This is a genomic window from Streptococcus sp. DD04 (assembly GCF_001578725.1).
GTDB lineage: Bacteria > Bacillota > Bacilli > Lactobacillales > Streptococcaceae > Streptococcus > Streptococcus sinensis.
The window spans coordinates 147,627-159,695 of record NZ_KQ968980.1 but is presented as its reverse complement, the minus strand read 5'-3'; the positions used below and the strand labels follow the sequence as shown (position 1 = coordinate 159,695).

The window sequence follows — 12,069 nt, the reverse complement described above, 5'->3', positions numbered from 1 at the left end:
TTAAAAGGAGCAGCATATGTACGAACTTGGAACTTTTGTAGAAATGAAAAAACCTCATGCTTGTACAATTAAGTCAACTGGCAAGAAGGCTAATCGCTGGGAAATTACACGCTTGGGCGCTGATATTAAAATTAAATGCAGCAACTGCAATCATGTCGTCATGATGAGTCGCCATGATTTTGAGAGGAAAATGAAGAAGATTCTAGATTAGATTCTAGGATGGTTTCTTTGAAAATATTGAAAGAATAGCTTCTCAAAGATTTTTTAAATTTCGTGGATGATTATCTAAATCCTCATTATAGCCATTATCAAGACTTTTTCCTTGTTTTAATTCTGGTTAAAAAGACTTCACATGTTTTTACTTTTTGTGCTATAATGTTAGGGATTGAAATGTGAACGGAGAATGATAAAATATGGCTTTAACAGCAGGAATCGTTGGTTTGCCGAATGTTGGTAAGTCAACTTTATTTAATGCAATTACAAAAGCAGGGGCAGAAGCTGCCAACTACCCTTTTGCGACAATTGATCCAAATGTCGGTCGGGTAGAAGTGCCAGATGCTCGTTTGGACAAATTAACAGAATTGATTAAACCTCAAAAGAAGGTTCCCACTACATTTGAGTTTACAGATATTGCAGGTATTGTAAAGGGAGCTTCGAAAGGTGAAGGTCTGGGAAATAAATTCTTGGCCAATATCCGCGAAGTGGATGCTATCGTTCATGTAGTCCGTGCCTTTGATGATGAAAATGTCATGCGGGAACAGGGCCGTGAGTCTGATTTTGTCGACCCTATGGCTGATATTGAGACCATCAATCTAGAGCTTATTTTGGCCGATCTGGAAAGCATTAACAAACGCTATGCACGTGTTGAGAAAATGGCTCGAACTCAGAAAGACAAAGACTCAGTTGCAGAATTCAATGTTTTACAAAAAATCAAGCCAGTTCTGGAAGATGGTCTGTCAGCTCGCACAATTGAGTTTACAGAAGAAGAACAAAAAATCGTCAAAGGTCTCTTTCTCTTAACGACTAAGCCAGTTCTTTATGTGGCCAATGTCAGTGAAGATGAAGTTGGAGATCCAGATAATATTGACTATGTGAAGCAGATTCGCGAATTTGCTGCTACAGAAAATGCTGAGGTTGTTGTCATTTCAGCGCGTGCAGAGGAAGAAATTTCTGAATTGGATGATGAAGATAAGGCTGAATTTCTAGAAGCTATTGGCTTGACAGAGTCAGGGGTAGACAAATTGACACGTGCAGCCTATCATCTATTGGGACTTGGAACCTACTTTACCGCTGGTGAAAAGGAAGTCCGGGCTTGGACCTTCAAACGTGGCATGAAAGCTCCTCAGGCAGCTGGTATCATTCACTCAGACTTTGAGAAAGGTTTCATCCGTGCAGTGACGATGTCTTATGATGATTTAGTGAAATATGGATCTGAAAAGGCGGTAAAAGAAGCTGGACGCTTACGTGAAGAAGGAAAAGAATATATCGTTCAAGATGGCGATATTATGGAATTCCGCTTTAACGTGTAAATTAAGTGTAAATTTAAAATACATAGGTTGGAAAGAAATTTCCAGCCCTTTTGGCTTTTATAAAGGAGTAAAATGACAAAATTAATTGTTGGATTGGGAAATCCAGGAGATAAATATTTCGAAACAAAACACAATATTGGTTTTATGTTAGTTGACAAGATGTGTAAAGAATTAAATCTAAAGTTTACAGCAGATAAGATTTTTCAAGCGGAAATTGCTTCAACTTTCTTGAATGAAGAAAAAGTCTATTTTGTAAAACCGACTACTTTTATGAATGAAAGTGGAAAAGCAGTCCATGCCTTGCTCACTTACTACGGCTTGGATATAGATGACTTACTCGTTATCTATGATGATCTAGATATGGAAGTTGGAAAAATTCGTCTTCGTACCAAGGGTTCGGCTGGTGGGCACAATGGTATTAAGTCCATCATTAAACATATTGGAACACAGGAATTCAAGCGAGTAAAAATTGGCATAGGAAGACCTAAAAATAATATGTCAGTTATTCATCATGTTTTAGGAAAATTTGATCAAGAAGATTATATCAGTGTTTTAAATACATTAGATAGGGTTGACAGTGCTGTAAATCATTATTTACAAACTGATAATTTTAAGCAAACCATGCAACAATATAATGGATAAGACAATGACACTACTTGATATATTTGGTCGAAATCGACAAATTGTAGACTGGAAGAAACAATTACAAAAGAAGACCCGGCAGTTAGTAATGGGACTTTCAGCTTCAACAAAAGCTTTGGCGATTGCCAGTAGCTTAGAAGAGCAGGAGAAAATCCTAGTCATCACTTCGAGTCAAAATGAAGCAGAGCGTCTGGCTAGTGATTTGATTTCTTTGTTGGGAGAAGAAAAGGTCTACACTTTCTTCGCAGATGATACACCTTTGGCTGAGTTTGTTTTTTCATCTCAAGAAAAAATCTTTGCCCGATTAGAGGCCATGAATTTTTTATCGGACAAAGAGAAAAATGGTATTCTAATCATCAACGTTGTAGCCAGTCGCTTATTATTGCCCCAGCCTGATATTTTTAAAAAATCTGAGCTTATCCTTTCTGTTAGTAAAGAATATAATCTTGACAAGCTAGTAAAGTCTTTGTCAAGGAATGGTTATAAAAAAGTTTCGCAAGTTCTCAGCCAAGGAGAGTACAGTCTGAGAGGGGATATTCTAGATATTTTTGAATGCTCGGCTCAATATCCTTATCGGATAGAATTTTTTGGCGATGAGATTGATGGCATAAGAATTTTTAATCCTGAAAATCAACTTTCTCTTGAAAATGTGGAACAGATTTTAATAGAGCCTGTCACAGATCTTCTATTGACAGAAGAAGATTATGCAAGGGGACATAAAAATCTAGAAGCAGCTCTTTCTACGGTTCTTGATCCTTCTTTGAAATCCTATTTAGAAGAAGTGTTGAGCTCTGCTAGAGAGCAATTTCATCATGCCGATATTCGCAAATTTCTTTCTTTATTCTATCAGAAAGAATGGACTATTTTAGACTATTTGCCAACGCACACTCCTATATTTTTTGATGATTTTCAAAAGATAATGGACAAGCATGCCCAGTTTGAGTTAGAGGTTGCAAATATCTTGACAGATGATTTACAAAACAGTAAAGCATTATCAAACCAAAAATACTTTGCAAATAGTTATCAAGACTATCGTAAATATAAACCTGCTACATTTTTTTCTAACTTTCATAAAGGATTGGGGAATTTAAAATTTGATGCACTTTATCAATTTAATCAATATCCGATGCAGGAATTTTTTAGTCAGTTTCCTCTAGTAAAAGAAGAAATCAATCGCTATAGAAAATCAGATTATACAGTAGTTTTGCAGGCGAATTCATCTTCAAGTTTACAAAGTTTACATAAAAATTTACAGGATTATGAGATTCATTTAGACTATATCAAGGAAAAATCAATCCATGAAAAAGCTGTACAGCTGATAGAAGGAGACTTAGGTCAAGGATTTAATTTTGTCGATGAAAAAATCGTTTTGATTACTGAACATGAGATGATTCAGAAAAAAATCAAACGTAGGATTCGTCGTCAAAATATTTCCAATGCTGAAAGGCTGAAAGATTATAATGAACTAGAAAAAGGCGATTATGTGGTTCATAATATCCACGGTATTGGTCGCTATTTAGGAATTGAAACGATTGAAGTTTCAGGAGTTCATCGGGATTATTTGACGATTCAGTATCAAAATGAAGATCGTATCTCCATTCCAGTGGATCAAATCAATCTTTTGTCTAAATATGTAGCCAGCGATGGAAAAGCACCTAAAATTAACAAGTTAAATGATGGGCGTTTCCAAAAAACGAAGCAAAAAGTACAACATCAGGTTGAAGATATTGCTGATGACCTTATTAAATTATATGCGGAGCGTAGTCAATTAAAAGGTTTCCAATTTTCTAGTGACGACCAGTATCAAGTAGAGTTTGACAATGCCTTTCCGTATGTGGAAACAGATGATCAGCTCAGAAGTATCCAAGAAATCAAGAGAGATATGGAAAGCGACCGTCCTATGGACCGACTCTTGGTTGGAGATGTTGGTTTTGGGAAGACTGAGGTAGCCATGCGGGCTGCTTTTAAGGCTGTCAGCGATCATAAGCAGGTGGCTATCTTGGTTCCGACCACTGTTTTGGCTCAGCAACACTACACAAACTTTAAAGAACGTTTCAACGATTTTGCCGTGAGTGTCGATGTTCTCAGTCGTTTTAGAAGCAAAGGGGAGCAAAAAGAGACTCTGGAAAAGTTGGAAAAAGGGCGGATTGATATTATTATCGGTACCCATCGCCTTCTATCAGCAGATGTGATATTTTCTGATTTGGGGCTACTTGTGATAGATGAAGAGCAGCGCTTCGGTGTCAAGCATAAGGAAAAGTTAAAGGAACTAAAAAAGAAGGTTGATGTTCTGACCTTGACGGCTACCCCTATTCCAAGAACCCTACACATGTCGATGTTAGGGATTCGAGATTTATCGGTAATTGAAACCCCACCGACAAATCGTTATCCAGTCCAAACCTATGTTTTAGAGAATAATAGTACAGTTATTCGGGCTGCGGTTTTACGTGAAATAGACCGAGGCGGACAGGTTTACTACCTTTACAATAAAGTTGACACCATTGAGCAAAAAGTTTCTGAATTAAAAGAGTTGATTCCAGAGGCTTCAATTGGTTATGTTCATGGACAGATGACTGAGATGCGTTTAGAAAATACCTTATTAGACTTTGTTAATGGTGAGTACGATATTTTAGTCACAACAACGATTATTGAAACAGGCGTCGATATTCCAAATGCAAATACTCTCTTTATCGAAAATGCTGACCATATGGGTCTGTCAACCTTGTATCAACTTCGTGGTCGGGTTGGCCGCAGCAATCGAATCGCCTATGCTTATCTTATGTATCGGCCAGATAAAACTCTAACTGAAGTTTCAGAAAAAAGACTAGAAGCCATTAAAGGATTTACCGAGTTGGGATCTGGATTTAAGATTGCTATGAGGGATTTGTCTATCCGAGGAGCAGGAAATATTTTAGGAAGTTTACAGTCTGGTTTCATTGATTCTGTAGGATTTGAAATGTATTCTCAGCTTTTGGAAGAGGCCATTGCTAAGAAGCAAGGTAAGGAAACCAAGCGCCAAAAAAGCAATGCTGAAATCAATCTTCAAATTGATGCCTATCTTCCAAGTGATTATATTTCTGATGAACGTCAAAAAATTGAGGTTTACAAGAGAATTCGTGAGATTGACAATCGTGTAAATTATGAACATTTGCAAGATGAATTGATTGACCGCTTTGGAGAATATCCGGACGTAGTGGCTTATTTACTAGAGATTGGCTTAGTCAAGTCCTATCTTGATCAGGCTTTTGTAGCACTTGCTGAGCGGAAGCAAGAATCTGTTAGCATTCGTTTTGAAAAAATCTCTCAGCAAATCTATCTGACTCAGGATTATTTTGAAGCCTTGTCAATGACAAACCTAAAGGCTCGAATTGGTGAGCAGAAAGGCTTGATTGAAGTTGTTTTTGATGTTCGACACAAAAAAGATTTCGAGATTTTGGAAAACTTGCTGAACTTTGGTGAAAAATTGGTAGAAATCAAGAATCGAAAAGCTCAATAAACATTACAATTCGGTAAAATTTCAGTTTTTTGGCTTTGTTTCTTTCAAAAGCATGATAGAATATTAAGAGAAAATTGAGGAAAAGACTATGAGATTAGACAAATATTTAAAGGTATCACGCATTATCAAGCGGCGCCCTGTAGCTAAAGAGGTAGCAGATAAAGGCCGTATCAAGGTAAATGGAATCTTGGCAAAAAGTTCGACAGATTTGAAAATCAATGATCAAATTGAAGTTCGTTTTGGCAATAAACTACTAACAGTGCGGGTTCTTGAGATGAAAGACAGTACTAAAAAAGAAGATGCTGCGAAAATGTATGAAATTATCAGTGAAACAAGGATTGAAGAAAATGCCTAGAAATATTGTTCAGATAAATAATCGCTTTATCCAAGATGAAAATCAGCGTCGTAGATATCTTGACGAAGAACGTCGAAAAAGGAATCGCTTTATGGGGTGGGTTTTAATTCTAGTGATTCTGCTCTTTATTCTACCAACTTATAATTTATACCAAAACTATCAGACTTTGCTCAATCGTCGTGTTCAATATACAGAGTTGCAAAAGAAATATGAAAAGCTAAGTGAGGAGAAAACTTATCAGTCTGATATTGCGACCAAGTTAAAAGATGACAGCTATGCTGCCAAATACGCCCGTGCTAAGTATTCTTTTTCAAAAGAAGGAGAATACATTTATACGATACCAGATTTGTTACCACAATAATTATGGAAAATGTACTTCAAAAAATAGAGCAATTTTTATCTTTTTCGGATGAAAAATTAACAGAATTATCCGAAAAAAATCAAGCTTTAAAACTTCAAGAAAAAACAAAGGAAAGGGGAGGTCATGCGTAAGTTACTTTTGCTGCTATTTTTACTGCCAGCATTATCTAGCAGTTTTACAGTCATCAGTACTGAAAAAGAGATTAGTTTAAATGAAGAAGAAAAATATCAGCTTACAAGTACAGTTTATGGCCGATACTATACCAGTATTCCGACTAATCCTAATGTTTATGAGGAAACTCCAACATTTACAGATGCTACTTTGACTACTGTAGCTGGAAAACTTCTTCCAGACCAGCCGATACAGTTGACAGAATTTCATGTCAATGAAGATGGAACTCCAATCTTTAAATTAAAGAATGATCAGTTTGTTATTGCTGATAAAAACATGATTTATGAAGATACGGTTCAGTCTGTTACAAGTGTCAGTCAGAATATGTGGCTGTCTCCTAACTATGCTCTCTATGCTACTGTGCCTATCAACGGTTCTAAAAAAATTGCAGCGAAAGTGCTTCCTTATAGTAAAGTAAAGGTGGTTCAAGTTGCTCAAACGGCTAAGGGAGAATATGCGCAAATTGAAGGGCAGGGTTGGGTGTCTGTCGATTTTCTTTCCGAGGAGGACAATCGGATGGAGAAGGTTCAGGAGATTTTAACATCTAAATATAAAAAGAACGATTTTTCTATCTATGTAAAACAGTTAGATACAGGCAGAGAAGCTGGTATTAATCCAGATCAGCAGATGTATTCAGCCAGTGTAACGAAGCTTGCTTACCTTTATTATGCTCAGGAGGAACTGACCAATCATACACTTTCCTTGGATAAAAAATTGAAATATACTGCAGCGGTTAATGATTTTGCTGGTGCTTATAATCCTGAAGGGAGTGGAAGTATTTCTAAGTCATCGGACGACAAGGAATATTCTGTTCAAGACTTAATTAATGGTGTAGCAAAAGAATCAGATAATGTGGCTCATAATATCTTAGCTTACTATACAAGCAATCAATCTGACAGCAAATTTCAAAAGACTGTTGAAAAAATTGCGGGTAAAAAGTGGGATGTCGAAGGCAGGCAGGCATCTGCTCGAATGGCTGGGAACGTTATGGAAGCTATTTATGAGCAAAATGGTATGATTGTTGATGCCTTATCTCAGACTAATTTTGATGATCAGCGGATTTCTAAAAATATCAATGTAAAAGTCGCTCATAAAATTGGGGATGCTTATGATTTTAAGCATGATGTTGCTATTGTGTATGCTGACTCGCCATTTATTATTGCTATTTTTACTAATAATTCAGATTACGATACAATTTCAAAAATCGCAGATGATGTGTATGGAGTTCTGAAATGATGAATCAGGAATTTCGAAAGAAAATGCAGGAAAAACAGTATTTTCAAAACCATCAGAAAGTGCTCGTAGCAGTTTCTGGCGGTCTAGATTCGATGACTTTGTTCCATCTTTTGCACCAAAACAGGGAAGAGCTTGAGATTGAACTGGGAATTGCGCATATTAATCATAAGCAACGTCTGGAGTCTGATATGGAAGAACAAGAGCTGTCAAATTTTGCCCATCAACTTGGAGTGAAATTTTTCAGCTCAAATTTTTCAGGTGATTTTACCGAGGAAAAAGCTCGATATTTTCGTTATCATTTTTTTGAAGAAATCATGCTGACAGAAGGATACACAGCTTTAGTCACAGCCCATCATGCCGAGGACCAGGCTGAAACGGTGTTTATGAGACTGCTAAGAGGAGCAAGGATTTGCCATTTGTCAGGTATGAAAGAAATTCAACCTTTTGCAAATGGTGAATTAATTCGGCCTCTTCTTTATTTTCATAAGCAATACTTTCCTGAAATTTTGCATTTTGAAGATGAGAGCAATTTTCAAAATGATTATCTTAGAAATCGCATCCGTAATCTCTATCTTCCTAGTCTAGAAAAAGAAAATCCTCGATTTCAGGATTCCTTGATTTCTTTAGGAAAAGAGGTGCAGGATTTGCAAACAGCCTTGTCTCATCTGACGCAAGGACTGGAAGTTACGAATCTGGAGGTTTTTAAGCAACAGATTCCTGAGGTTCAGAGTTTTCTTCTGCAGGAATATTTAAAGAAATTTCCTACTTTAAATCTAAATAAAAAACAATTTGCAGAAATACTAAGAATTTTACGAACAAAAGCCAATTATATTCACCACTTAAAGAATAACTACAAATTAGTCAAGGATTATAAGCACTTTGAAATCAGAAAAATCAGTCGTAAGTCTGATTTGAAAGTGGACTCAATTCTGTTAGAATGTGGTAATCTACTTCAATTTGGGGAGTATCAATTCTCATTTGGCTTTCCTTTGAATGGCGAAAATGTTCAAGAAATTTCTGTTTCACGTGAAACACCTCTTATCTTGCGTTATAGAAAACCAGGTGACTTGCTTTGTTTAAAGGGGCACCATAAAAAACTTCGGCGATTATTCATTGATCAAAAAATCCCATTTGAAGAACGAGAAAAAGCGATTATTATAGAACAGAATCAACAGATTCTGGCAATTGTAAATATTGCTATCAGTGATTTGAGTAAGGAATTAAAAAGTGATATAATGGGTACTGTACTTTATATTCAGAAATTAGATAGGTAAAATTATGCTAGAACAAGATATTAAAAAAATATTAATTACTCACGAAGAAATCGTAACTGCGGCTAAAAAGTTAGGGAAACAGCTGACAGTGGATTATCAAGATAAGAAGCCTATATTCGTAGGAATTTTAAAAGGTTCCGTTCCTTTTATGGCTGAATTGATTAAGCATATAGACACACATATAGAGTTGGATTTTATGCTGGTATCTAGCTACCATGGCGGCACAGCTAGCAGCGGAGTGATTAATATTATCAAAGATATTGATCAGGATATTGCTGGACGTGATGTTCTTTTTATCGAAGATATTATAGATACTGGGCAAACTTTAAAAAATCTTTGTAATTTATTTAAAGAAAGAAATGCAGCATCTGTAAAAATTGCGACTTTGCTGGATAAACCTGAAGGACGTGTTGTTGATATCAATGCAGACTATACTTGCTTTACAATTCCAAATGAATTTGTAGTTGGTTATGGACTGGATTATGAAGAATATTATCGTAATATTCCTTATGTCGGTGTCTTAAAAGAAGAAGTGTATACAAAATAAAGGTTTACTAAATATAAATGAAAAATAAACAAAATAATGGCTTTATAAAAAATCCTTTTCTCTATATTCTGATCATTGTAATTCTAGTTACAGGATTTCAGTATTTCTTTACAGGAAATGCTGCAGGACGCAGTCAGCAAATTAACTACACTCAGTTAGTTAAAGAGATTACGGATGATAATGTCAAAGAGATAAGCTACCAACCAAACGGTAGTGTCATTGAAGTATCAGGTACTTATAAATCTGCCAAAGAATCAAAAGATACAACAGGGATCCAGTTTTTTACTCCAGAAATCTCAAAAGTCAGCAGATTTACTAGTGTCATTTTACCCTCAGACACGACTGTCTCTGATCTTCAAAAGTTAGCTTCTGAACATAAAACAGAGATTACAATTAAGCGCGAGAGCTCAAGTGGTATGTGGATTAATATTTTTATTTCCATTGTTCCATTTATGTTCATTGCTTTCTTCCTAATGTCAATGATGAATCAAGGTGGTGGCGGCGGTGCTCGTGGAGCCATGAATTTTGGACGCAACAAAGCTCGCGCTACTAATAAAGAAGATATCAAAGTACGCTTCTCAGATGTTGCCGGAGCTGAAGAAGAAAAGCAAGAGCTTGTTGAAGTTGTTGAATTTTTAAAAGATCCAAAACGTTATACCAAGTTGGGAGCTCGTATTCCGGCAGGTGTTCTCCTTGAGGGGCCTCCAGGAACAGGTAAAACCCTTCTTGCTAAAGCTGTTGCGGGCGAAGCAGGCGTTCCTTTCTTTAGTATCTCTGGTTCAGACTTTGTAGAGATGTTTGTTGGTGTCGGTGCTAGTCGTGTGCGTTCTCTATTTGAGGATGCTAAAAAAGCAGCGCCAGCTATTATTTTTATTGATGAGATTGATGCAGTTGGACGTCAGCGTGGTGTTGGCCTTGGTGGCGGAAACGATGAACGTGAGCAAACCCTTAATCAGCTCTTGATTGAAATGGATGGTTTTGAAGGCAATGAAGGCATCATTATCATTGCTGCTACCAACCGTTCAGATGTATTGGATCCAGCCCTGCTACGTGCTGGCCGTTTTGATAGAAAAGTTTTGGTTGGTCGTCCTGACGTTAAAGGCCGTGAAGCCATTCTTCGTGTTCATGCTAAAAATAAACCGCTGGCGAAAAATGTTGATTTGAAGCTAGTTGCTCAACAAACACCAGGATTTGTCGGTGCTGATCTTGAGAATGTTCTTAATGAAGCTGCCTTAGTTGCGGCACGTCGTAACAAAACTGTTATTGATGCTTCTGATATTGATGAGGCAGAAGATCGCGTCATTGCTGGGCCATCCAAGAAAGACAAAACAGTATCACAAAAAGAACGGGAATTGGTTGCTTACCATGAGGCTGGACATACAATTGTTGGTTTAGTCTTGTCAAATGCTCGTGTTGTTCATAAGGTAACCATCGTTCCCCGTGGTCGTGCTGGTGGCTATATGATTGCCCTACCTAAGGAAGACCAAATGCTTCTGTCTAAAGAAGATATGAAAGAACAACTGGCTGGACTTATGGGTGGTCGTGTGGCTGAAGAGATTATCTTTAATGTTCAAACTACGGGTGCATCTAATGACTTTGAACAGGCAACTCAGATGGCTCGCAGTATGGTCACAGAATACGGAATGAGTGATAAACTTGGACCGGTTCAATACGAAGGAAATCACGCCATGTTTGGTGCAGCAAGCCCGCAAAAAACAATTTCAGAACAAACGGCTTATGAAATTGATGAAGAAGTCAGAAATCTTCTAAATGAGGCACGAAACAAAGCAGCAGATATTATCCAATCAAATCGTAAGACTCACAAATTGATTGCTGAGGCACTTCTCAAATATGAAACACTCGACAGTACTCAAATTAAATCTTTATATGAGAAAGGTCGAATGCCTGAGGAATCAGAAAAAGACTTAGATCGAGAAGCACATGCCCTTTCCTATGATGAAATTAAATCAAAAATGGAAGAAAAAAATTAAGAATGAAAGAAGTTAGAAAAATTCTAGCTTCTTTTGTTTAATTAATTATTGACAAGAGAGAAAAAATTGATATAATAGAACGTGTTCTAAAAAAAGATTAAATGGTCCGTTGGTCAAGGGGTTAAGACACCGCCTTTTCACGGCGGTAACACGGGTTCGAATCCCGTACGGACTATATTTTTATCATGCCCTGATTAGCAGCGACGCAGAACTATGTCGTAGGTTTGAATCCTACTTTATTTTGAAAACCCGTTAGGAAAGACTGAACCGCACCCCAAAAGTTAGACAGAAAAATCTAACATTTGGGGTGTTATTTTGGCTCTTTGTCAACTGTAGTGGGTCGATGTCAGCTAACATCTGGAGAGGACCGGATTGGTTCTCTCCTTTTTGATATTCAAAGCGATGAGGATTCTAGTTCTAAAGTTGTCAAAGTTCCGAAATCCAAAAGCGTTGCGCTTGATGACTTT

The 12,069-nt window shown here is 37.0% G+C and carries 12 protein-coding genes and 1 tRNA gene; 12 read left to right on the top strand and 1 reads right to left on the bottom strand.

What is annotated here, in order from left to right; translation table 11 throughout:
* Positions 1 to 16: 16 nt before the first annotated feature.
* The 12 genes from STRDD04_RS08880 to STRDD04_RS08830 all read left to right on the top strand — a co-directional run bounded on the left by STRDD04_RS08880 (position 17) and on the right by STRDD04_RS08830 (position 11,777).
* Entirely contained in the window at positions 17 to 211 is a 195-nt protein-coding gene (locus STRDD04_RS08880) for a DUF951 domain-containing protein (RefSeq protein WP_062201624.1), read from the top strand.
* Positions 212 to 413: 202 nt separating this feature from the next.
* Positions 414 to 1,529 (top strand): redox-regulated ATPase YchF, encoded by a 1,116-nt coding sequence (ychF, locus tag STRDD04_RS08875; protein ID WP_062201622.1) that lies wholly within the window; start codon positions 414 to 416, stop codon positions 1,527 to 1,529.
* A gap of 72 nt (positions 1,530 to 1,601) precedes the next feature.
* Positions 1,602 to 2,171, top strand: a complete 570-nt coding sequence (gene pth, locus STRDD04_RS08870; RefSeq protein ID WP_062201620.1) for an aminoacyl-tRNA hydrolase — start codon at positions 1,602 to 1,604, stop codon at positions 2,169 to 2,171.
* Positions 2,164 to 5,667, top strand: coding sequence for a transcription-repair coupling factor (mfd, locus tag STRDD04_RS08865; protein ID WP_062201619.1), 3,504 nt, complete (start codon positions 2,164 to 2,166; stop codon positions 5,665 to 5,667). Before pth ends, mfd begins: the two co-directional genes overlap by 8 nt.
* 88 nt (positions 5,668 to 5,755) lie before the next feature.
* Positions 5,756 to 6,022: an RNA-binding S4 domain-containing protein gene (locus STRDD04_RS08860; protein WP_037615082.1), complete on the top strand. Its 267-nt coding sequence runs from the start codon at positions 5,756 to 5,758 to the stop codon at positions 6,020 to 6,022.
* Complete coding sequence (locus tag STRDD04_RS08855; RefSeq protein WP_037615084.1) at positions 6,015 to 6,383, top strand: septum formation initiator family protein; 369 nt, start codon at positions 6,015 to 6,017, stop codon at positions 6,381 to 6,383. Before STRDD04_RS08860 ends, STRDD04_RS08855 begins: the two co-directional genes overlap by 8 nt.
* A gap of 2 nt (positions 6,384 to 6,385) precedes the next feature.
* On the top strand, positions 6,386 to 6,514 hold the full coding sequence (locus tag STRDD04_RS11605) for an SP_0009 family protein (RefSeq protein ID WP_148881641.1): 129 nt from the start codon (positions 6,386 to 6,388) through the stop codon (positions 6,512 to 6,514).
* Complete coding sequence (locus STRDD04_RS08850; protein WP_062201616.1) at positions 6,507 to 7,790, top strand: serine hydrolase; 1,284 nt, start codon at positions 6,507 to 6,509, stop codon at positions 7,788 to 7,790. Before STRDD04_RS11605 ends, STRDD04_RS08850 begins: the two co-directional genes overlap by 8 nt.
* The gene (gene tilS / locus STRDD04_RS08845) at positions 7,787 to 9,064 is read left to right on the top strand and encodes a tRNA lysidine(34) synthetase TilS (protein WP_062201614.1); all 1,278 of its coding nucleotides are present in this window, start codon (positions 7,787 to 7,789) and stop codon (positions 9,062 to 9,064) included. Before STRDD04_RS08850 ends, tilS begins: the two co-directional genes overlap by 4 nt.
* Before the next feature lie 4 nt (positions 9,065 to 9,068).
* Positions 9,069 to 9,611, top strand: a complete 543-nt coding sequence (hpt, locus tag STRDD04_RS08840) for a hypoxanthine phosphoribosyltransferase (protein WP_037615091.1) — start codon at positions 9,069 to 9,071, stop codon at positions 9,609 to 9,611.
* 17 nt (positions 9,612 to 9,628) lie between these two features.
* Entirely contained in the window at positions 9,629 to 11,602 is a 1,974-nt protein-coding gene (ftsH, locus tag STRDD04_RS08835; RefSeq protein WP_062201612.1) for an ATP-dependent zinc metalloprotease FtsH, read from the top strand.
* Between the two features lie 103 nt (positions 11,603 to 11,705).
* A tRNA-Glu gene (locus STRDD04_RS08830) sits at positions 11,706 to 11,777 on the top strand.
* A gap of 175 nt (positions 11,778 to 11,952) precedes the next feature.
* Here the strand turns inward: STRDD04_RS08830 and STRDD04_RS11190 are convergent.
* The coding region (locus tag STRDD04_RS11190; protein ID WP_197460093.1) for a transposase at positions 11,953 to 12,069 on the bottom strand (117 nt) is incomplete at its 5' end.

Coding starts and splice junctions, on each gene's coding strand:
- STRDD04_RS08880 (WP_062201624.1), top strand. CDS start 17: ATGTACGAACTTGGAACTTTTGTAGAAATGAAAAAACCTCATGCTTGT.
- ychF (WP_062201622.1), top strand. CDS start 414: ATGGCTTTAACAGCAGGAATCGTTGGTTTGCCGAATGTTGGTAAGTCA.
- pth (WP_062201620.1), top strand. CDS start 1,602: ATGACAAAATTAATTGTTGGATTGGGAAATCCAGGAGATAAATATTTC.
- mfd (WP_062201619.1), top strand. CDS start 2,164: ATGGATAAGACAATGACACTACTTGATATATTTGGTCGAAATCGACAA.
- STRDD04_RS08860 (WP_037615082.1), top strand. CDS start 5,756: ATGAGATTAGACAAATATTTAAAGGTATCACGCATTATCAAGCGGCGC.
- STRDD04_RS08855 (WP_037615084.1), top strand. CDS start 6,015: ATGCCTAGAAATATTGTTCAGATAAATAATCGCTTTATCCAAGATGAA.
- STRDD04_RS11605 (WP_148881641.1), top strand. CDS start 6,386: ATGGAAAATGTACTTCAAAAAATAGAGCAATTTTTATCTTTTTCGGAT.
- STRDD04_RS08850 (WP_062201616.1), top strand. CDS start 6,507: ATGCGTAAGTTACTTTTGCTGCTATTTTTACTGCCAGCATTATCTAGC.
- tilS (WP_062201614.1), top strand. CDS start 7,787: ATGATGAATCAGGAATTTCGAAAGAAAATGCAGGAAAAACAGTATTTT.
- hpt (WP_037615091.1), top strand. CDS start 9,069: ATGCTAGAACAAGATATTAAAAAAATATTAATTACTCACGAAGAAATC.
- ftsH (WP_062201612.1), top strand. CDS start 9,629: ATGAAAAATAAACAAAATAATGGCTTTATAAAAAATCCTTTTCTCTAT.